The 21,028-nt window shown below is 56.3% G+C and carries 20 protein-coding genes; 10 read left to right on the top strand and 10 right to left on the bottom strand.

What is annotated here, in order from left to right; genetic code table 11:
• Positions 1-17: 17 nt before the first annotated feature.
• From glpX to QWY83_RS08735, 3 genes are all read right to left on the bottom strand, one after another.
• On the bottom strand, positions 18-980 hold the full coding sequence (glpX, locus tag QWY83_RS08745) for a class II fructose-bisphosphatase (protein WP_105234489.1): 963 nt from the start codon (positions 978-980) through the stop codon (positions 18-20).
• A gap of 176 nt (positions 981-1,156) precedes the next feature.
• Positions 1,157-2,443: a homoserine dehydrogenase gene (locus QWY83_RS08740; protein ID WP_249945258.1), complete on the bottom strand. Its 1,287-nt coding sequence runs from the start codon at positions 2,441-2,443 to the stop codon at positions 1,157-1,159.
• Between the two features lie 73 nt (positions 2,444-2,516).
• Positions 2,517-2,756, bottom strand: a complete 240-nt coding sequence (locus QWY83_RS08735; RefSeq protein WP_105234491.1) for a hypothetical protein — start codon at positions 2,754-2,756, stop codon at positions 2,517-2,519.
• Positions 2,757-2,863: 107 nt separating this feature from the next.
• On the opposite strand from QWY83_RS08735, the gene QWY83_RS08730 reads away from it, so the two are divergent.
• Positions 2,864-3,451: a TetR/AcrR family transcriptional regulator gene (locus QWY83_RS08730; RefSeq protein ID WP_249945259.1), complete on the top strand. Its 588-nt coding sequence runs from the start codon at positions 2,864-2,866 to the stop codon at positions 3,449-3,451.
• A 16-nt stretch (positions 3,452-3,467) separates the two neighbouring features.
• Here the strand turns inward: QWY83_RS08730 and QWY83_RS08725 are convergent, their stop codons facing one another.
• The 4 genes from QWY83_RS08725 to QWY83_RS08710 form a co-directional block, all read right to left on the bottom strand.
• Complete coding sequence (locus QWY83_RS08725; protein WP_249945260.1) at positions 3,468-4,379, bottom strand: pirin family protein; 912 nt, start codon at positions 4,377-4,379, stop codon at positions 3,468-3,470.
• Positions 4,380-4,470: 91 nt separating this feature from the next.
• Positions 4,471-5,040 carry a TadE/TadG family type IV pilus assembly protein gene (locus QWY83_RS08720; RefSeq protein WP_249945261.1) on the bottom strand — a complete coding sequence of 190 codons (570 nt, stop codon included), beginning with the start codon at positions 5,038-5,040 and terminating at the stop codon, positions 4,471-4,473.
• A 2-nt stretch (positions 5,041-5,042) separates the two neighbouring features.
• Positions 5,043-5,597: a TadE/TadG family type IV pilus assembly protein gene (locus QWY83_RS08715; RefSeq protein ID WP_249945262.1), complete on the bottom strand. Its 555-nt coding sequence runs from the start codon at positions 5,595-5,597 to the stop codon at positions 5,043-5,045.
• The gene (locus QWY83_RS08710; RefSeq protein WP_249945263.1) at positions 5,597-7,051 is read right to left on the bottom strand and encodes a TadE/TadG family type IV pilus assembly protein; all 1,455 of its coding nucleotides are present in this window, start codon (positions 7,049-7,051) and stop codon (positions 5,597-5,599) included. Before QWY83_RS08710 ends, QWY83_RS08715 begins: the two co-directional genes overlap by 1 nt.
• A gap of 440 nt (positions 7,052-7,491) precedes the next feature.
• Between QWY83_RS08710 and dnaG the strand changes: the two genes are divergently transcribed.
• From dnaG to ribD, 6 genes are all read left to right on the top strand, one after another.
• Positions 7,492-9,453, top strand: a complete 1,962-nt coding sequence (dnaG, locus tag QWY83_RS08705; protein ID WP_249945264.1) for a DNA primase — start codon at positions 7,492-7,494, stop codon at positions 9,451-9,453.
• A 108-nt stretch (positions 9,454-9,561) separates the two neighbouring features.
• Positions 9,562-11,544 (top strand): RNA polymerase sigma factor RpoD, encoded by a 1,983-nt coding sequence (rpoD, locus tag QWY83_RS08700; protein ID WP_105234498.1) that lies wholly within the window; start codon positions 9,562-9,564, stop codon positions 11,542-11,544.
• 45 nt (positions 11,545-11,589) lie between these two features.
• Positions 11,590-11,802 carry a hypothetical protein gene (locus tag QWY83_RS08695; protein ID WP_249945265.1) on the top strand — a complete coding sequence of 71 codons (213 nt, stop codon included), beginning with the start codon at positions 11,590-11,592 and terminating at the stop codon, positions 11,800-11,802.
• Positions 11,803-11,815: 13 nt separating this feature from the next.
• Positions 11,816-12,238, top strand: a complete 423-nt coding sequence (locus QWY83_RS08690; RefSeq protein WP_249945266.1) for a secondary thiamine-phosphate synthase enzyme YjbQ — start codon at positions 11,816-11,818, stop codon at positions 12,236-12,238.
• Between the two features lie 115 nt (positions 12,239-12,353).
• A complete protein-coding gene (gene nrdR / locus QWY83_RS08685; RefSeq protein ID WP_067551134.1) occupies positions 12,354-12,821 on the top strand; it encodes a transcriptional regulator NrdR in 468 nt (155 codons plus the stop codon).
• Positions 12,818-13,915 carry a bifunctional diaminohydroxyphosphoribosylaminopyrimidine deaminase/5-amino-6-(5-phosphoribosylamino)uracil reductase RibD gene (gene ribD, locus QWY83_RS08680; protein ID WP_290245941.1) on the top strand — a complete coding sequence of 366 codons (1,098 nt, stop codon included), beginning with the start codon at positions 12,818-12,820 and terminating at the stop codon, positions 13,913-13,915. Before nrdR ends, ribD begins: the two co-directional genes overlap by 4 nt.
• On the opposite strand, the gene QWY83_RS08675 is transcribed toward ribD, so the two are convergent.
• From QWY83_RS08675 to QWY83_RS08665, 3 genes are all read right to left on the bottom strand, one after another.
• Complete coding sequence (locus QWY83_RS08675; protein ID WP_249945268.1) at positions 13,912-15,945, bottom strand: capsule polysaccharide biogenesis protein; 2,034 nt, start codon at positions 15,943-15,945, stop codon at positions 13,912-13,914. The two genes, ribD and QWY83_RS08675, sit on opposite strands and share 4 nt — an antisense overlap.
• Positions 15,945-17,078, bottom strand: a complete 1,134-nt coding sequence (locus QWY83_RS08670) for a polysaccharide biosynthesis/export family protein (protein WP_249945269.1) — start codon at positions 17,076-17,078, stop codon at positions 15,945-15,947. The genes QWY83_RS08675 and QWY83_RS08670 overlap by 1 nt, the downstream gene beginning before the upstream one ends.
• 151 nt (positions 17,079-17,229) lie before the next feature.
• The gene (locus QWY83_RS08665; protein ID WP_249945270.1) at positions 17,230-18,441 is read right to left on the bottom strand and encodes a capsule polysaccharide biogenesis protein; all 1,212 of its coding nucleotides are present in this window, start codon (positions 18,439-18,441) and stop codon (positions 17,230-17,232) included.
• 255 nt (positions 18,442-18,696) lie between these two features.
• On the opposite strand from QWY83_RS08665, the gene QWY83_RS08660 reads away from it, so the two are divergent.
• From QWY83_RS08660 to QWY83_RS08650, 3 genes are all read left to right on the top strand, one after another.
• Complete coding sequence (locus QWY83_RS08660; protein ID WP_067551119.1) at positions 18,697-19,293, top strand: riboflavin synthase; 597 nt, start codon at positions 18,697-18,699, stop codon at positions 19,291-19,293.
• Between the two features lie 85 nt (positions 19,294-19,378).
• Complete coding sequence (gene ribB, locus QWY83_RS08655; protein ID WP_249945271.1) at positions 19,379-20,509, top strand: 3,4-dihydroxy-2-butanone-4-phosphate synthase; 1,131 nt, start codon at positions 19,379-19,381, stop codon at positions 20,507-20,509.
• Positions 20,509-21,027, top strand: coding sequence for a 6,7-dimethyl-8-ribityllumazine synthase (locus QWY83_RS08650; protein ID WP_249945272.1), 519 nt, complete (start codon positions 20,509-20,511; stop codon positions 21,025-21,027). The genes ribB and QWY83_RS08650 overlap by 1 nt, the downstream gene beginning before the upstream one ends.
• Position 21,028: the final 1 nt, after the last annotated feature.

The raw sequence follows: 21,028 nt of genomic DNA, 5'->3' as shown, positions 1-21,028 counted from the left end.
TCTGGCCGGATCAAGGTTTAGATGGGGTTGGTGTAGGTCATCCGACGGACCGAGCCCGTTTTGGAGCGCATCAGGATCGTTTCAGCGGTCAAATATCCCGGTTCGCGTTTGATCCCAGCCAAAAGGCTGCCGTCGGTCACACCTGTCGCTGCAAAGATTACATCGCCTTTGACCAGATCATCACGGGTGTAGACGCGGTCAAAGTTGGTGATGCCAGCTTTGGCAGCGCGGCCACGTTCGTCGTCATTGCGGAACAACAGTTTGCCAAAGAACTGGCCGCCCATGCATTTCAGCGCGGCAGCAGCGAGAACTCCCTCGGGTGCGCCGCCAGAACCCATATACATGTCGATCCCTGTCTTTTCAGGTTCCGCGCAGTGCATCACGCCCGCGACGTCGCCGTCCGTGATCAGGCGAATAGCTGCGCCTGTGGTGCGCAGTTCTGCGATCATTTCGTCATGGCGCGGACGTTCGAGAACGCAAACGGTGATGTCTTCTGTCGAACAGCCTTTGGCGGCGGCCAATGCAGAAACGCGCTCGGATGGGGACATGTCCATGGTCACGACGCCCGCTTTGAAACCCGGTCCAATGGCGAGCTTTTCCATGTAAACGTCAGGGGCGTGCAGCATCGACCCACGCGGACCCATCGCAATGACGGTCAGGGCATTGGGCATATCTTTTGCCGTAAGGGTCGTGCCTTCGAGTGGGTCAAGCGCGATATCTACCGCGGGGCCTTCGCCCGTGCCCACTTCTTCACCGATGTAGAGCATCGGGGCTTCGTCACGTTCGCCTTCACCGATAACGACAACGCCTTTGATGTCCAGTTTGTTCAACTGATCACGCATCGCGTTTACGGCGGCTTGGTCCGCAGCTTTTTCGTCACCACGCCCGATCAGTTTCGCCGATGCGAGAGCCGCAGCCTCAGATACGCGGGCAAGCCCGAGCGACAGCATACGGTCGTGGAATTCAGTGGTCTGCGACATGTCAAAAGTCCTCAAGTAACATTCGGGTGCATCTACGCAGGGCAAGCCCATGGGGGCAAGGCTGTCGGCGCTAACAGTCAGTCGCTAAAATCGCTTTGGTTCAAAATTTCTTTTTTCTGATACAAAAAAGGCAGGGTTTTCACCCTGCCTTTGACATTTTGAACTTAAATTTGGGATCAGACCTGTTCGATCCGTAGGGCGACGGGTACCCCCGAAACGACGCCTGTCGCAGCAAAGCCTTCGATCGCCTGATCGACAGCCTGACGGGTGGTTTTGTGGGTGACAATCACGACAGGAGCGTGGGTGCCATCATGGTCATGTTGGCGCATACGGTGAATAGATACGCCCGCGTCGCCCAAAACGCTCGCCACTTTTGCCATCGCGCCGGGTTTGTCCAAGAGCGACAGGCGGAGGTAGTAGGGCGCAGGGATCGCGGCGCGCGCAGATTTCGCACAGCGCAGTGTGTTCGCGGGCTGCCCAAAGGTCGGGAGGCGCAGACCACGTGCAATATCACAAACATCACCCATTACCGCGCTCGCCGTTGGGCCTTCGCCAGCACCAGCGCCGCGAAGGACGATTTGTCCAACAGCGTCACCTTCGAGTACGACCATATTCGTGCCGCCAACCAATTGGCCCAAGGGCGAGGTCGCCGGCACGAGGCAAGGCGACATGCGTTGTTCAAGGCCCCGACCTGTCATCTGCGTAACGCCCAGAAGTTTGATCTTGTAGCCCATGTCGGCAGCGTTGCGGATGTCTTCGATGGTGATCGCGCCGATCCCTTCGAGTTCGACACCGTCAAAATCAACCTGTGTTCCAAAGGCGATTGCCGAGAGGATCGACAGTTTGTGACCCGCATCAATGCCGCCAACGTCCAAGTTCGGATCGGCTTCGAGGTAGCCCAGACCGTCCGCTTCGGCAAAAGCCTCTTCGTACGAGAGGCCGGCGTCTTCCATGCGGGTAAGAATGTAGTTGCAGGTGCCGTTCATGACGCCCATCACGCGGGTCACGCCGTTCGCAGCCAACCCTTCGGTCAGGGCTTTGATCACGGGGATGCCGCCTGCGACGGCGGCCTCATAGCGCACGACGCAGCCATTAGCTTCGGCTTGTTCTGCGATGGACTGGCCGTGATGTGCCAGCAATGCCTTGTTGGCGGTGACGACATCTTTGCCAGCGGCAATTGCTGCCTCGATGGATGCTTTTGCGGGGCCATTTTCACCGCCCATGAGTTCGACATAAACGTCGACGTCGTCGCGAGTAGCGAGAGCGACAGGATCGTCTTCCCACGCGTAGCCTGACAGATCAACACCGCGATCTTTGTCTTTGGATCGTGCGCTTACAGCGCTGATCACAATCGTTTTCCCAGTGCGCTGGGCCAGAAGTGCCGCCTGTTTTTCGACGATGCGGATGACGCCAACACCGACCGTTCCGAGACCGGCAATACCAAGGCGAAGGGTGTCAGACATATGGGATTCCGCTTTTTGTTTTTTGAACACTCCGCTGTTACCGCGTCCTTGCGGTCACTGCAACGCGCAGGTGCTATTGAACTGCGCTGTTACGCAATTGTTCGGCCCGATTTTGCAGAACGGTTGCGCGAAGGGCTAGGTCATCGGCCATTTCTGCGGCGGTTTGGTCATCGCGCGTGGTGCCAAATGTCTCGAACGGAACAAAGTCGGGGAAAGCCGCTTTGGCCGCGGCGGGATCGATGGCCTTATCCAGCGCGGGAAAGGTTGCGCAGGCAGGCAAAAGCACCAAAAGCGAAAGGAGTACGAGGCGCATGACCAATCCAGCGGTTTGTGATCGGTGAACCTTACCTTTGGTTGCAATTGAGGGGCAAGGTCAGATCAGGCTTTTCAAATGAACATTTGTTCAGTTAATGTTGACGAATGGCGCGCAAACAAGGCTCACATTCAGACATTACTGGACCCAAGGTTCGGGAGGCGGCGCTCAAGCTGATCGCGCAGCATGGCTATGCGGCTGTGTCGATGCGCCAGATCGCAGCTGAGGTCGGTGTGCAAGCTGGCGCACTGTATAACTACACCGCCGACAAACAGAGCCTCTTGTTCGATATCGTGCTGGATCACATGGACGATCTGGTGGAGTCGCTGAAAGACGTTGATCTTTCTGGCCCTCCGTGGTCCGCGCTCGAGGCGTTTATTCGCTTTCACATCCTGTTCCACGTACCGCGTGTTGAGCAGGTTTTCATTTCCTACATGGAATTGCGGAACCTAGATCCTGACAACTTTGCCGTGATCGAAGGACGTCGTCGGGACTACGAGCAGATCCTTGCGGGTATCCTGAAGGCGGGCAAGGAAAGCGGTGATTTCATGATCACCGACCCACGTATTACCTCTATCGCGTTGATCGGCATGTTGACCGCAATCCCGCAATGGTATCGCGAAGGCGGGCGTTTGCCGCTGAGCGAGATCGAAGAGATTTATTGGGGTATTGTGCGTCGGTCAGTAACGGCCTGACCGACGCATCCCCGCATCAGTGGGCGGGTTTGATGAAGGTGCCATTGCGCAAATCTGCCATGGCCTGACGGATTTCTTCCTTGGTATTCATCACGATCGGGCCGTGCCATGCGACAGGTTCTTCGATTGGTGCGCCAGAGATCAGAAGGAAACGAATACCTTCTTCGCCTGCCTGCACAGTCACTTCGTCACCAGTGCCAAAGCGGATCAAGGTGCGGTTGCCTGACATGTCGCGGATGTTCACCTCTTCGCCCATGACCTCTTTTTCGAGGAGGACCCCTTCGGGTTTTGACGCATCCGCAAAGGCGCCAGCACCTTGGAATACATAGGCAAATGCGCGGCGATAGGTGTCTACCTTAAACGTTTTGCGGACACCTGCGGGCACGAAAATATCCAGATACTGCGGGTCAGCCGCGATGCCATCAACAGGGCCGCGTTTGCCCCAGAATTCACCGATGATGACTTTGACGCGGGTGCCGTCGTCGTCGATGATCTCGGGGATTTCTTTGCCTTTAACGTCCTGATAGCGGGGCGCGGTCATCTTGAGATGACTAGGCAGGTTCGCCCAAAGCTGGAAGCCATGCATTTGGCCCGCGATGTTCCCCTTTGGCATCTCTTGGTGGAGGATGCCCGATCCAGCGGTCATCCACTGAACATCACCGGCGCCCAAAGTGCCTGTGTTCCCGAGGCTGTCGCCATGTTCGACGGTGCCGTTCAGAACGTAAGTGATCGTTTCGATGCCGCGGTGGGGGTGCCACGGAAAACCTCGGATGTAGTCATCCGGATGATCGCCACGAAAATCATCGAACATCAAAAACGGGTCGAGCTCGCTCGGGTCTTGGAAACCAAAAGCGCGGTGAAGTCGAACGCCCGCGCCTTCCATATGGGGTGTCGCGCGACGGGCTTCTAGAGTGGGTCTGATGGACATGATGTATCTCCTTTGAGCAAGAGATAGTCCCGCTCAAAGCATCCATCAATCTGTCAGAGCCACTCTGCTTTGCACAGGTCCCCTGCGCCAATTAGCAGGTCGCTGTCGTCACGCCGCCGTTCTCTTGGGAATTCCAGCAAAGCTGAGCCGAGTTAAAACGGGGACGGGTCACGATCAGGTTCTCGAACTCAAACGCGCTGAGGCCAACGCTGAACATGGGCTCGTAGCTAAGCCAGTTCTGCAAGACGATGATAACCTCGTTGTTGGGCATCACAGGCAATTTGTCCAAAATGTCAGCCAGACCCGCATTAGTGAGCGTGCCTGCACCACCGCGACCTTGGGACCAACGGACGTCATAGCCGTTGTCGTCGGTATACCGAACAACGCTCAACCTTAGCTTTGACGGGTGGTTAGACGAGGTTAAGAACTCGTGCAGATTATACAACGAAGTCATGTAGTTGGGCGTAATGTAGCCCGTCTCACGGCTCACCTGATCGCTGATCGTGTAGGCGGCCTTGTTCGTTGTGCTCTGAATGCGGAAGGCATCGAAATACACGAACGTTGCAAGGTAAGCCCAGCACAGGATCGGGAAGATCAGGACGGTCTCGATTGCCATGCTGCCACGTTCGTCATCGCGGAACCGACGGAAAATATGGGACATGTTCATGGTTCCCTCACGAATGCAGAGCGCGACACGAGTGCGTATTCATTGCCAGTTTCGCGTGGGATTTGTGCGCCCAGACCAAGTGTCGGGAACACCGGATCAAACAGAGCGCAGGCCCGAACGATGACCATTTGGTTTGCGCCACCTTGTTGGAAGGCAACCAGAGGCGCGGCGGGGTCATTGCGGTCGATACAATCCGCCGCGGCAGGAATGTTGGTCCAATTCAGCAGATCAACGCGACGCATCTCGATCTTCAACGCATCGGCGCAGTTCGGAATAATGCCCGCGTTGTTGCAAATCGCGTTCTTCAGCGTGTTGTGGGTGACAGGCGACATAGCCCCGATCCGCACGTCACGCATGGCCATCTCTAGCCCACGTTCAAGCATGACTTGGCGGGTCATCAACATGCCGGATTCAAACGCTGATAACAAAAGGACGATATAGACAGGAAAAATAAGCGCGAATTCAACTGTAGCTGTCCCACGGTCATCCCGTGCGAACCGCGAAAGCGGGCGCATCAGGCCAGACCAGAGATTTTGAAGCAGTTGTTTCATTAGTGTGTAAGCTTTAGATTGTTAATTTGGGTCGCGATTGCAGAGAACGCGTGCGAAATTTCGATGCCGTCCACGTCAAAGAAGTGGCTGGGAGAGGTCGCACAATCGGCCAAGACCTGATTGCCGACGGGGTCTGGGATCTCAAAGCCGATGGTCCAGATCACGATGCCTTGGGCTTTGGCGGCGTCGCAGATGTCGTCCATCAACTCGTTGCCGAGGGTCCGGTTGTATTTAAGGTAGGAATACTGATTGTGTTTCCAGCTCGACACGTAGTTGTCGAGATACCAGTTAAAGTTATAGCGGCTCCAGTGTGCGTAATCGCTGTCAGAGTCATAGGCCCAGCTTTGGATACGGCTGGATGTTGAGTTTTCGCCGTCGGTCATCAGAATGATGAACTTAACCGTTTCGGTGTCGGTGTAAGACGCTGGGCGACCGGCAAAATTGCTGTCTACTTTGTTGCTGCCCACCAAGCTGGTCAGCATGGGTCGGGTCGATGGGTCGAGCAGGGCAGCGCCCCATTTCAGGCCCAAAAAGATCGACGTACCAGCGCGGCCTTTGAGATTGTTAATCTGCGTCACCAGCTCGGTGCGGTTGGATTCCCATGGGTTGATCCGTTCGTAGTCCCAGCGAGGGCAGACCGTTTCTGACAGGTCATTCCCGTAGTAGTAGCTACCGTTATAGTTCCATTGGAAATATTGCATCTGTTGGTACTGGTGCGTCATGCTCAGCGTTGTGCTGCTGAACGCGCTATTGTCGAATTCGATGCAATGCGAATAGTTGTGAACCTTGCGGACGTTCAGCAAGTTGAACAGGTCTGGCCCAGGGTTCACGTGTTCGGAATAGGGGATCAGCGACACGGATACGAGGTCTTCGTTTCCGTCCTTTAGAACGGTGTTTACGAACTCAGTCGCCGCCGTGTGCAAGTTGGTCATGCGGTTGTTGCTCTCCATCGAACCCGAGATGTCGAGGACGAGCGAAATTTCTACTTTGGACACACGTTCTTCGGCGACAGAAGCGGCAGGAACGGTCATCGATTCATGCACGGTCGCGTCGGCATCCAGAATCTTAGCTAGGCCAGAGAACATCATCGGGACCGTCGCTTGCGCGACGGCGGACACTTCGCGGAAGTTCAGTCCCTCGGTCACGGTTGGGGTGCCTTGAAGGGCGTCACCCAGACCTGCCTTGTCCATGTAGTCTTGGACCACTTGTTCACGCGGCAGAGTTTGGCCGAGGTCAGCAGCGGCCAGAACCGCGCGGTCAAGCGTGCCCTGCATGCGGGTGCGCGTCGATTCAATACGCATAAAGTCCACGGCCATGCCAGTCACGAGAAGCATCAAGATCAGCATGAAAACCGCGAAAATGACCATGGTGCCATCTTCACGGGTTTGGAATTTACGCAGGTGGCGGGCGATGCGAGATGCAATCGTCTGCGTCTGTGTTTCCAATGTCTTCATTATTGACCGATCTTTCGGGGGCTTCACTGCTTTTTGGTGGGAGTACCACCTCTGTTGGCTTTCTTTATATCCTTTAGAGAGTGGCAGAATTTGGGCAGCAACTGGCCACTTTTGGTCCTATTGTGTGGTCAGGGTGGACGGTTGGGTCTCTGAACGCCCTTTGTTTCCTGATAATCGGTGGAAATGTGGCGGTCGGCGGGCAAACCGACGTGCTACGCGCTAAGTGCAGGCGCGTTTGGTCAATAGTTCATATGAGTGAGTCGCAATAAATGAGTCGCGTCACCGGGTTGGTGAGTGCGATCCCCGTCAAAAGCGGGCATTTGCGGAGACCAGATTGGCGCAAATTCGTAAACAAACGGATAACGCCGTCGGAAAACTTACCCCCAACCTTCTGCGTCCGACCGCTGGACTTGCGCGGGTCCAGCGCCGATATTGGCATTATGAGTCTGCCCCCTGGTTTTTTGGATGAATTGCGCACACGCCTGTCGCTGACCCAAGTGGTTGGCCGCAAAGTGATGTGGGACAATAAGAAGTCCAACCCAGGCAAGGGCGACATGTGGGCACCCTGTCCGTTTCACCAAGAAAAGAGCGCGTCGTTTCACGTTGATGACCGTAAGGGCTATTACTACTGCTTTGGGTGCCACGCCAAAGGCGACGCGATTTCGTTTGTTCGTGAAACGGAAAACGTCAGCTTCATGGAGGCCATCGAGATTTTGGCCCGTGAAGCTGGGTTGCCGATGCCAGAACGAGACCCGCGTGCTCAGGTAAAAGCGGACCATCGAACCCAATTGGCCGAGGTCATGGAAGAAGCGGTAAAGTTCTACCGCCTTCAATTGCGCACAGGCGCTGCGGTAGAGGCGCGCGCCTATTTGACGAAACGTGGACTGTCCGAGGCGGCGCAGGAACGATGGGAAATTGGTTTTGCGCCGCAAGGGTGGCAAAACTTATTCGATGCGATGTCCGCCAAAGGGATTTCGCCAGAGTTGCTGATCGGTGCGGGGCTCGCCAAACCCTCCGACAAAGGCAAAGCGCCGTATGACGTTTTTCGTCATCGGATCATGTTCCCAATCCGCGATGTGCGCGGGCGGGCAATTGCCTTTGGCGGTCGTGCGATGGACCCCAACGACAACGCCAAATACCTCAACAGCCCAGAGACGGATTTGTTCGACAAAGGGCGCAATCTGTTTAACCACAAGAACGCCCGCGAGGCCTCGGGCAAGGGTCAGCCGCTGATCGTTGCCGAAGGCTACATGGATGTGATTGCCCTTTCAGAGGCTGGGTTCACTGGGGCAGTTGCGCCCTTGGGCACGGCTGTCACGGATCATCAGTTACAACTCATGTGGCGCATGGCGGACGAGCCTATCATTGCCCTTGATGGTGATACGGCGGGCATCCGTGCTGCGATGCGCGTGATTGATCTTGCGCTGCCTGTGCTTGAGGCGGGTAAATCGCTGCGGTTCGCGGTGATGCCTGACGGGATGGACCCTGATGATCTGATCCGTGCCAAAGGGGCAGGGGCCGTTCAAAAGGTGCTGGACGGTGCCATGCCGATGGTGCGTTTGCTCTGGCAACGCGAAACGGACGGGAAGGTGTTCGACAGTCCCGAACGTCGGGCGGCTTTGGATAAATCCCTCCGTGAAAAGATAAAACTGATCCAAGATCCGTCGATCCGTCACCATTATGGTGAAGCGATCAAAGAGCTTCGGTATGAACTGTTCGGATCGAACAGACGGGCCGCGTTCCAGCCGCGCAAACCATGGCAGCCTGGTAAATCGGTCGTCATCGCGCCGAGCGCTTCTGCAAAACGTTCAGAGTTGGTTCAACGGGACGATCATCAAATTCACCTGCGTGAAACGGTGATCCTTGCCATTCTGATCGCCAATCCGACCGAAGTGCCCGCATTCGAGATGCAGCTTGAACGGATGGAATGTCAGGACCAGCGCAACAGAACCCTGCGGGACGCTATTTTGCGATTAGTCGGTGAAGATGATTTGCGCGACCGCATCGAAGATCAAATTGGGGCTGGCCCCCTTGAAAGCCTCTTTGCCGAGCGCCACGTAAAGATCACCCCCGCGATCCGACGCGCTGGCGATAGCGAGTTTGCGTATAACTCGGTCAAAGAAGAGTTCATGAAGCTTGAGGCCTTGCGTGGGCACTCCATGGAAATTTTGGAGGCTCAGGTTGAGATTGCTGAGGCTGAAGATAGAGAGGATTTGACGTGGCGGTTGGGTGTATCCGCGCTAGCTGTTGATCCCACAACGCAGCGTGATGTGGACGACACGACGGAAACGGTGACCGCAGACAATGGGCTGTCATTGTCAAAGGACGAACGGAACGACTTCCTCAAGGTGCTCGAATCGCTCGATCCTGCCAAATCGGGTCGTAAAAAGCCCAGAACCTAATTAATGGGTGAAAAATCGTGGCCAAGAGGTTGCGAATCACCCCGCGAAACCGTTGATTCGACTTTAACCGAATCAGCACAGACTTGCTGAACCGCTTAGGAGCATTTCATGGCCGCCAAAGATACCGACGACAACAAGGTTGACGACAAGGACGACGAGATCTCCATGGACGTCAGTCAGGCGGCGGTTAAACGGATGATCGCTGAGGCGCGCGAGCGTGGGTATATCACCTACGATCAGCTGAACGCTGTGCTCCCGCCGGATCAGGTTTCTTCTGACCAAATCGAAGACGTGATGTCGATGCTCTCTGAAATGGGCATTCAGGTCACCGAAGAAGAAGAATCAGAAGAGTCAGAGGACAACGCAGGCGGCACCGATCTGGTTGCTGTTGGTGGCAATCGTGACGTGGCACTTTCGGGTGGTGAAACCGAAAAGTTGGACCGCACGGACGATCCTGTTCGTATGTATCTGCGCGAGATGGGCAGTGTTGAATTGCTGTCCCGCGAGGGCGAGATCGCGATTGCAAAACGGATCGAGGCTGGTCGCAACACCATGATCCTCGGACTCTGCGAGAGCCCGCTGACATTCCAAGCGATCACCATTTGGCGCGACGAACTTCTGTCCGAAGACATTCTTTTGCGCGATGTGATCGACCTTGAGGCCACATTCGGCAACCAACTCGACGAAGACGGCGATGAGCCTGTCGTCGACACCTCGGCTGTGTCGTCCGAGGCTGGTTCGAAAGAAAAAGAAGAAGAATACGATGCGGACGGTAACCCGATCCGCTCTGACGATGATGACGATGATGACGAACAGGCCAACATGTCGCTGGCCGCGATGGAAACTGCGCTGAAACCGCGCGTCCTCGAAACGCTCGAAATCATCGCACGCGACTTTGCTGACCTGTCCGACATGCAGGACGCCCGTATGTCGGCTACCCTGAATGAGGATGGATCGTTCTCTGAGGCTGACGAAGATCGGTATCAGAAACTTCGTTCGGAAATCGTTGAACTGGTGAACTCGCTTCACCTTCACAACAACCGTATCGAAGCGCTGATCGACCAGCTTTACGGCATCAACCGCCGCATTATGTCGATCGACTCGAACATGGTTAAACTCGCCGACCAAGCGCGTATCAACCGTCGCGAATTCATCGACGAATACCGTGGCGCTGAACTCGATCCGACTTGGATGGATCGCATGAACGAAAAGCCGGGTCGCGGCTGGCAAATGTTCGTTGAGAAATTCACCGATAAGGTTGAAGAACTGCGTGCTGAGATGGCGCAGGTTGGCCAATATGTTGGTGTCGATATCTCTGAATTCCGCCGCATCGTTCAGCAGGTTCAGAAGGGCGAAAAAGAAGCGCGTCAGGCCAAAAAAGAAATGGTGGAGGCTAACCTTCGTCTCGTTATCTCGATCGCGAAGAAATACACCAACCGTGGCCTTCAGTTCCTCGACCTCATTCAGGAAGGTAACATCGGCCTGATGAAAGCGGTCGATAAGTTCGAATATCGCCGTGGTTACAAATTCTCGACCTACGCGACATGGTGGATCCGTCAGGCAATCACCCGTTCGATCGCTGACCAAGCACGTACTATCCGTATTCCAGTTCACATGATCGAAACGATCAATAAACTGGTCCGCACGGGTCGCCAGATGCTGCACGAAATCGGCCGCGAACCGACGCCAGAAGAATTGGCAGAAAAGCTGCAAATGCCGCTCGATAAGGTTCGCAAGGTGATGAAAATCGCTAAGGAACCGATCTCGCTCGAAACGCCGATTGGTGACGAAGAAGATTCGCAACTCGGCGATTTCATCGAGGATAAGAACGCGATCCTTCCGCTGGACTCGGCGATTCAGGAAAACCTGAAAGAGACCACGACCCGCGTTCTTGCATCGCTGACCCCGCGTGAAGAGCGCGTTCTGCGTATGCGTTTTGGTATCGGCATGAACACTGACCACACTCTCGAAGAGGTTGGTCAGCAGTTTAGCGTGACCCGCGAACGTATCCGCCAGATCGAAGCCAAGGCGCTGCGGAAACTCAAACACCCGAGCCGCTCGCGCAAGCTGCGCAGCTTCTTGGATCAATAAGAACGAGGCGCCTTTCGGGGCGCCTTTTTCGTCTGAGGCGACGATATGATCGGTGGTTTGATCCTGATTGCGCTCGGCATCCTTGGGTTTATGGGCGTGACGCCGTGGATCATACTACCGTTTGCCGCGGTTCTACTGACGATCTGCACGATTGGCGTGAAGTCCTACGATAGGCGATTTTTCGTGATAAATGGCCTACGGACGGCGTTGACGGTTGTTGCTTATGGTCTCGGCGCTTGGGCGCAGTCTGTGGTCTAAAAGGGGGCTATAGATGAGCCATACTTTGTTCCAGATTTCGACCAGCGGGCAGGGCCTCTACGAATTCACGCGGGAGGTAAAACGTTGGTGTCATGGTCAAGGTGATGGGCTTCTGACGCTGTTTGTTCAGCACACCTCCTGTTCGCTCTTGATCCAAGAGAACGCCGACCCCGAAGTGCAAACGGACCTCAAAGCGTTCTTTGCTCGGCTGGTGCCGCCGACAACGCATTCAACGATGTCTTATCTCACTCACACCTATGAGGGGCCTGACGATATGCCTGCGCATATCAAGGCGGCCTTGATGCCTGTCTCGATCAGCATTCCAGTTATCGCAGGCGTGCCGATGTTGGGGACGTGGCAGGGGATTTATCTGTTCGAACATCGGGATCGGCCCCATGATCGTCGCGTTGTTGCGCAATTTTTAGGTGAGTCCTAATCGCCACATCATCTGGTGTGTCCAAATTGACTCTACCCAAATCTAGTTATCGGTCCTATAGTGCCTGTGGATAACTAGGGATTAACCCTAGAATGAGCGGTAAGAGGACAGGCCCATGCGTTGCCCGTTTTGTGGAAACGTCGACACTCAAGTAAAAGATAGCCGACCGGCAGAGGATCACGTTGCGATCCGTCGTCGTCGGTTCTGCCCTGCCTGCGGCGGGCGTTTTACCACCTATGAACGCGTGCAGCTGCGCGATCTGGTCGTCATCAAATCCAACGGTCGCCGTGAGGACTTTGATCGCGATAAACTAGAACGTTCGATCCGTATCGCGCTGCAAAAACGCCCAGTTGAGCCTGAACGGATGGACCAGATGATCTCTGGCATCGTGCGCCGACTGGAGAGCATGGGCGAAACAGACATTTCGTCGAAAATCATCGGTGAGATCGTGATGGAGAGCCTCGCGCGGATCGACACTGTCGCCTACGTGCGTTTTGCCAGCGTTTACAAGAACTTCCAGGCTGCGGACGACTTTGACAAGTTCATCGATGAACTGCGCCCTGCGACTTCGCCTGAAAAGTGACGCCAGATAACGACGAAAGATACATGCGTCTCGCGCTGTCCATGGGGCGGCGTGGGATGGGGCGTGTATGGCCGAACCCCGCGGTCGGATGCGTTCTGGTAAATGACGGCATTATTGTTGGTCGTGGTCGAACTGCCGATGGCGGTCGGCCTCATGCGGAAGCCGTTGCCATCGCCCAAGCAGGCGAAAGGGCACGCGGCGCGACTGCCTATGTCAGTCTAGAGCCCTGCGCGCATCACGGTAAAACGCCGCCCTGCGCGAATGCCTTGGTTGAGGCGGGGATCGCACGGGTTGCTGTTGCATGCACCGACCCAGACCCCCGTGTCGCGGGTCGCGGAATTGATATTCTAAAATCAGCTGGGATCGAGGTTACAACAGGCGTCTGTGAGGCAGAGGCTCGCCGTGATCATGCCGGGTTCTTTAGCCGAATTACTCAATCGAGGCCGTGGGTTACGCTGAAACTGGCCTGTACGCTGGATGGACGTATTGCGACGGCGACGGGTGAGAGTAAGTGGATCACTGGTCCCGAGGCCCGTCGGATGGTGCATGCACAACGCGCGCGGCATGATGCGGTGATGGTTGGGGCTGGGACTGTGCGCGCTGATGACCCGTCTTTGACCGTTCGGGATATGGGCGTGTCGGTTCAGCCTGTCCGCGTCGTGGTTTCGCGACGTATGGACCTGCCAGACGATTGTGACCTGACCCGCACCGCCAAAGATATTCCTGTATGGCTGTGCCACGGAGAAGACGCCACATCGCGGCTAGCCCCGTGGCATGATGCGGGCGTGAAGATGTTGCCGTGCAAGGTTGAACAAGGGCGGGTGTCTGTGACGTCGGCTCTTTCCGCATTGGCCGAAAACGGATTGACCCGTGTGTTCTGCGAAGGGGGCGGCACCTTGGCCGCGTCGCTTCTGTTGGCGAATGTGGTCGACGAATTGATCGTCTTTTCGGCGGGCATGGGCATCGGTGCTGAAGGCATGCCAGCCTTGGCTGCGATGGGCATTGATACTCTGTCGGACGCCCCGCGCTTTGACTTGACCGAAGTGACCCAAGTTGGCGCTGACGTCATGAGCCGCTGGTCGCGTCGGGCTTAACGCCAAAGGTGCGCGTAGCTCGCCATTAGCCCCTGTAATTTCGATAACGCCCTTAGACCTGCGCTGCTGGTCGTGACCGTATCGTCCTTGATGCGGTCGAGGGCAACCTCGACAGGGCAGGGGCGTCCTGTCACGGGATCGAAATAGCGGGCGTAGTCGATCAGGCAGCAATGGACAAAGGTTGCCAAGTCGGGGCGCGCAATGCGGTGCGCGACAGGCATTCCGCGATCTTGGGTAAGGTCCCAGCTTGCGTAAAATGGCTGGCCAAAGGTGACGACGCGTTTGCCTCTTAGCAATGCCTCAAACCCGAGCGTCGAGGTCATGGTCCAAACCTCATCTACGGCTTCAATCGCGGTCACGGCGTCGATGCCAGATAGAACCACATCAGCAAAACCTTCGGCGTCTGGAACCTTTCCAACGCGCAATCCCGCCTCCACATCTGGATGCGGTTTATAGAGGATCACCGCGTCAGGATTGGCAGCACGCACGGCGCTCAGTAAAGCGCGATTGGTGTTGATATCGCCCGTGCCCAATCGAATTGATGCGTCGTCTTCGACCTGTCCTGGAACGAGGATGCGCCGTCCTGCTGGCAGGTCATCGGGCAGCGCAGTGCCGTTCAAATTATATTTGCTGACACCGTCAGAGGTGAGCCGCGCGATGAGGGCGTCAGCGCGTCGGCGCTGGTCGTCATTTAGATCGGTTGTATTAATAATGGCATCGAGCCGCGATGGACGGCTCGGATCATAGTAAATCCCCTGATCATCCAGAACGAGGCTGAGCGGGGGGGTAAGGGCCGCGCCCAGTCCACGGGACCGAATGAACCCATCTTCGACACGCACAGCGCCCGCAGCGTCTAAGTCGGGAGTGGTTTTCCCTGCCCAGACCATCAGCGGACGGCCTGATTTTTGTGCCGCACGGACAGGGGCTTTGGAATTGAAGATCAATGGCTTGTGCAGACCAAATGCCTTCTGCAGCGGCCCGCGTTTCCATAGGCGCATGCCTGCCGCGACCCAGCCTTGACCATCTTCGCGATAGGCGCGAACTTCGGCTTCCAGCGTGGTCAGTGCATCTTCAAACGAACAAAGCCGATTGCGATAGGGATCAAACCAAATCGGATAAAGGATCATGGCCGCGGCAAAAAGCTGTGCCCGCGTGAGACGCCTTTGCCTGCGGTAAAGCGGCGTATGATCGTTCGTCAGGCCCCAGCCCGCATAGAACGGTTGACCAAAGACTTGCGGGCGGTGACCCGCCATGATCGCCTCGAACCCAAGCTGTGAGGACACTGTATAAACGGCGATCGCCCCATCCAGTAGCGCCCACGGCGAAACGGGCGCATCGTATAACTCCATCCCATCGCGGCAATCGTCGGGACGGAAGTGTCCACCCCGATGCCCTGCCGCCGTTTCTGGGTGGGTTTTAATAAGGATGCGCGCGTTGGGGTGATCCTCGCGGGCCTGAAACAACATCTCTTGGAATGTGTGACGGTTCGCGCGGCTGGCGGTGACACTCGCGTCGCCAGTGGTCTGATCAATGACCAGAACATAGCCTGGCTCTGGCGCAGAGAGCGTCAGATCGAAAGCGTTGTACTTCGACAGTTCATTCCCGCGTATCCGCTCGATCCCCGCCCTTGAGCGGTTCAAAAGCGCTGTATCATCAAGGGGATGTTCCGCCAAAATTCGTTCCAGCCGAGATGGTTGTTCGGGATCGAAATGAATGCCGAGGTCATCAATGCAGAGGCCGAGCGGCGGTTCACCATCGCGACCTGGATGGATTGAGCGAAGGAACGCATCCTCAACACGGATGATGGGAGTATCTGTGCGGCTAGCAATGGCCTCGCCACGCGGGGCGGTTGGGCTTTGCCCCCAGACGCCGACCAGATCACCCTCTGACGGTTTGCCGAGGCTGATGTCGTAACCTGCCAACTGCAGAATACGCCTGACGCGTTTTTGGGTGAGAAACCCGCCGTTGTAGACAAAAAGCCGCCGCAAGGTGTCCCCTGCGGCGGCGGGTGTCCAATCGGGCGCGTGCATTACTGCGTGAACGCAGAGCGCGCGGTGTCGGCTGCGGTTAGCGAGCCTGTCGCTGCCGCAATAGCCTTGTTGAACTGAACGAACGGCGCTTCGGTGACGTAGACGGTGTCGCCATCACGGATTGCAAAGTCGCGAGCCATGAACATGCCATTCGGTTGGGTCAGGTCCAGCACGTAAACAACGCGCTGAGTGCCGACCAAATCAGTCCGAGCCAAAAGCTGGTTCGCGATTTCGGCGGGTTCGTTGCGGAACACAAAGACGCCAGTTGGATCGGCCGCAGCGGTTTGCAAACCGCCGACTGTCGCCAAAGCCTCAATCGCAGAGATTGCTTTGGATTCAAATGGAACGCGGCTTTGGCTGCCTGTCGCGCCGAGCGCGGTAAAGGTTCGGCTGTCTTCTTTGACGTAGATCTGGTCGCCAGCGCGCAATGCGATGTCGGCCGCTGGGTGATCAAAGAGGTCTTCGTACCAAATTGTGCCGCTGGCATCGCCACGGATCACGGTGATCTGTGCGATTTCAGGCTGGATGGCAACGCCACCTGCGGCAGCGATCATTGATGAGAGCGTGCGGGTCGGGCGTTCAATCGGGTAGACACCTTGGCCGCCGACGCGGCCCGAAACGGTCACAGTTGCACCGTCACCAGCCAGACGACGCACCTGAACTTGGGGTTCAGGGGTCTGCTCTGCGAGCTTTTCGGTGATGATCTGACGGATACGTTCTGGCGAGTTGCCAGCAGCGCGAACGCGGCCCGCGTAGGGCACGTAAATGAACCCAGCGCCATCAACTTGAAGCTCGTTCAGAACGGTTGCGTTTTGTCCTTGGGGCACCAAAAGGCCATCATCGACGTTTTCCCAGATCGTCAGACCGAGAACATCGCCTGCGCTTATGACGTCGGACCCTAGGATCGCTGCGTTTTCAAGCGAGCTTGAAAATCCGAGCGCGGGCGAAACGCTTGCAATGCGGTTAACGCGGTCATCGACGATCAGCACAAAGGCATCTCCTTCGCGCATGACGGAACCCGCGAAAATTTCAGCTTTATTTGGGCCAGAACGCGGCAAACCACAGGCTCCCAAAAGGGAACATGCGGCGATAAGTGCCGCACCTCGGGCAAGGCGCAAACTTAGGGTGCTCACTGCTCGGTCTCCTCGACCTATTATTATCTGCCTCAAGTTTTGAGAATAAGTTACCGAAGTCTGTGAATAAAATCCAGTCTGCAACACCAAAGCGTGCAACCTGTTGCCACCCTGCCGCGAGTGGGTGGCGGGCTACTAGGGGTAGTGGTGTTTAGTTCACAATCCGCAAAGACTGCCTCGGCGCGATCTTCCCCGACCGAAGCGCATCATAAGGATCTTCATCGTCGAGCATCATGTCTACAACCTGCCGTAGCAACTGACGGCGCCCGCGGGACGAATAAAACCCGCCGGGAATTTGGCTCGTTTCAAGTAAAAACTGACGATAATCACGGTAAGCTCGATTGTCTGGACGCCCAGGTTGCGCAAAGAAATCAGGCAGTGGCAGGGTCGAGACAAACTCTGGTTTGTCATAGACCGCGTTGCCAAACACCTTGAGCGGGATCGACCGCCAGAGCACCTGCTGGGCCGCAGTCGAATTGACCGTCACAGCCGTGCGAGCGTGATCCAAGAGCTTTGCCAGCTTTCCACCGCGAATGTAGTGAATGCGATCCTCAACGCCGAACTCTTTGGCGATGCGGTTGATGTTCTTGCGCGTGGGTGAGCGGTCGTTTTCCAGCGGGTGTGCTTTGAACACGAGGTGGTGGTGCCGTCCCGCGCCTTGGGCAAAACCTTCGATCACGACGCGCAGGAAATCCTCCATTGATGCAAAGGGCGAATGGCGGAGGAAATTTGAATCGTGCTCTAGCTGAAGCAGGACAGGGTGATAGGGAAAGCCGCCAAACCTCACGCGTGCAGTTGCCAGCATACGATGCAGAGAAATGAACGGCATGAGCAGCAAGCGGCGCGTATACAGTATAGCTTCATGCAGCGGGCTAAGGTCACGATGGGGCGCAAACTCTCGGAACTGGCGGTTTCGGAAAATCACGAACCAATGGTAAAGCGCGCCGTAAAACACGTGCTGGCGCATGTCACCCCAATGCGCAGGCGGTTCTGGAACGTCCATGTCCGAGCGCTCAAGGGCCTGACGCATCTGGTCGATGGACATATCCATGAGGCGCGAATTGCCATTGGTGCCGCCGCGTTCATAAGTGACCCAATAAGGCCGCATATAGCCCTCTTCGAACACATGAACGGTAAGGCCCATGTCCTTTGCCGCCGCAACAGCCTGCGCGTGGATGGGCCGCACATCGCCATAAAGGACGATATCGGTGATATGATGCTCAGCGACGAGGGCTGCAAACGTGTCAGGCCAGTCAGATGGCGCCCCCGTGAACGGAATAAACCCGCGGTCCCCGAACGAAAACGCGCGGTCGCCTGCGTTAAAGCCAACCCGCCAAACCTCTGCCCCTGCACGGCGGAGCATAAGCCCAAGCCGATGGAAGAAGGGCCCGTGAGGACCCTGTAAAAACAGGAAATGGCGGTTCGGTCTTTGGGTCACTTGAAAAAGGGTGCACTTCTATAAAATTACCTGCATCTGCGCAGATTACCCTGTGGATAAGGCATAAATAAGACCTTTTCCATGGGTGATGCTGGTCTGTTGGTTTTGCGAGGCTACCCTTGCCCTTGTCTGGGACCTGATGGAACGATACCACTTGTTCAACTTTGGAAAGGCAGACCCATGTTTACTGGCATCATCACGGATATTGGCAAGGTTCTCGAACTGGAACAGCGCGGCGATTTGCGTGCGCGGATTGGGACATCCTATGACGTGGATGGCATCGACTTGGGCGCTTCGATTGCATGCAATGGCTGCTGTTTGACGGTCGTGGCTTTGGGGCGTGAGCCACAGAACTGGTTCGACGTTGAAATCAGCGCGGAAAGCGTTGCTAAGACGAACATCGGCGGATGGGCTGTTGGAAAACGGATCAATCTAGAACGTGCGCTCAAGGTCGGTGACGAACTGGGCGGTCACATTGTGTCGGGGCACGTCGATGGCGTGGCTGACCTGATCGCCATGACGACCGAGGGTGATAGCACGCGAATGACATTCCGCGCGCCTGAAGAGCTGGCGAAATTCATCGCGCCCAAAGGATCAGTCGCGTTGAACGGCACCTCGCTCACCGTGAACGAGGTGGACGGCGCGACCTTTGGGATCAACGTCATTCCGCATACCAAAGAGGTGACGATTTGGGGCGATGTTCAGGTTGGGGACCGTATCAACCTAGAGATCGACACGATGGCCCGCTACGTGGCGCGTCTGCGAGAATGGGACTAACCGACCCGCGTTTGACCTACCGCAAAGTCTGGCCTCTGTTTCCAGCCTAACCCCTTAGGACCGCCTATCAAGATCGGGAAGTACTATGTCGACCAAATTCGAAGCTGCAGGCCCAGTAGAACGGGAACTCAAAGATGCCATTTCGAGCATTGAAGAGATCATTGATGAGGCCCGCAACGGTCGGATGTTTATCCTTGTCGATCACGAAGATCGCGAGAATGAAGGCGATCTGGTGATCCCCGCGCAGATGGCAACACCTGATGCGGTGAACTTTATGGCGACCCACGGGCGTGGCCTGATTTGCTTGACCATGACGAGCGAACGTATCGCGCAGCTTGGCCTGCCGCTCATGGCTTCGACCAATTCGTCACGTCATGAAACAGCCTTCACGGTCTCGATCGAAGCGCGAGAGGGTGTCTCGACGGGGATTTCAGCAGGTGACCGTGCGCGGACGATTTCTGTGGCGATTGATGCCTCCAAAGGCCCTGCCGATATCGCGACCCCCGGTCACATTTTCCCGCTGCGTGCGCGCGATGGTGGTGTGTTGGTGCGTGCTGGTCACACAGAGGCTGCCACCGACATTTCCCGGCTTGCTGGTTTGAACCCATCGGGCGTGATTTGTGAGATCATGAAGGAAGACGGCGAAATGGCGCGTCTGCCTGATCTGGTTGCCTTTGCGCAGACGCATAACCTCAAGATCGGGACGATCAGCGATCTGATCGCCTATCGTCGTCGCCATGATAACCTCGTGAAACTGCGGGACGAACAGCAAATCACGTCAGAGTTCGGCGGCGACTGGACTATGCGGATTTATACAGACCAGACCCAAGGTGCAGAGCATATCGCCCTGATCAAAGGCGACATTAGCGGTGACGAGCCCGTTTTGGTGCGGATGCATTCGCTTGATCCGATGCTGGATATGGTCGGTGTCGGCCACGAGGGTCGCGCGTTCGAGTTTTCGCAGGCGATGAAAACCATCGCCGCAGAGGGTCGTGGGGCCGTTGTTTTGCTGCGTGATCTGCAGATGAAACTGGTTCCTGAGGAAGGCCAATCACCGCAAACGCTGCGCCAATATGGGCTGGGTGCACAAATTTTGTCGTCCTTGGGCCTGTCGCGTATTACACTGCTATCGAATTCGCCCCAGCCCAAGGTGGTTGGGCTTGATGCCTACGGTCTAGAGATTGTCGGCACCCGCATGATTGACGGAGCAAACTGATGGCTGGCGCATCGCACTATATCCTTGATCGGCCTGAGTTCGACGACCCGATCAAGCTGCTGATCGTGGTGGCACCCTATTACAAAGACATCGCCGATGGTCTGGTCGCGGGCGCAAAGGCAGAGATTGAGGCCGCTGGTGGCACCTATGAGGTGATCGAAGTGCCAGGTGCGCTCGAAATTCCGACCGCGATCGGGATCGCCACACGCATGTCGAATTTTGATGGATATGTCGCGCTGGGCTGTGTGATCCGTGGGGAAACCACCCATTACGATACAGTTTGTAATGATTCGAGCCGTGCCATCACTTTGCTCGGGCTTCAGGGCCATTGCATCGGCAACGGCATCCTTACAGTCGAGAATTATGAGCAAGCTGCCGTTCGGTCAGATCCTAAAGATCAAAACAAAGGGGGCGGTGCTGCAGCTGCGGCCTTGCACCTGATCGCCTTGGGCCGTAAGTGGGGCCGCGCCGGTAAGATCGGCTTCACCAACGATATATTGCTGGCCCAAAAGGCCTGAG

Origin of the sequence: Marivivens donghaensis (genome assembly GCF_030410045.1) — a bacterium.
Lineage (GTDB): Bacteria > Pseudomonadota > Alphaproteobacteria > Rhodobacterales > Rhodobacteraceae > Marivivens > Marivivens donghaensis.
The sequence above is the reverse complement of the archived record's forward strand: the minus strand, read 5'-3'. Positions and strand labels throughout refer to the sequence as shown.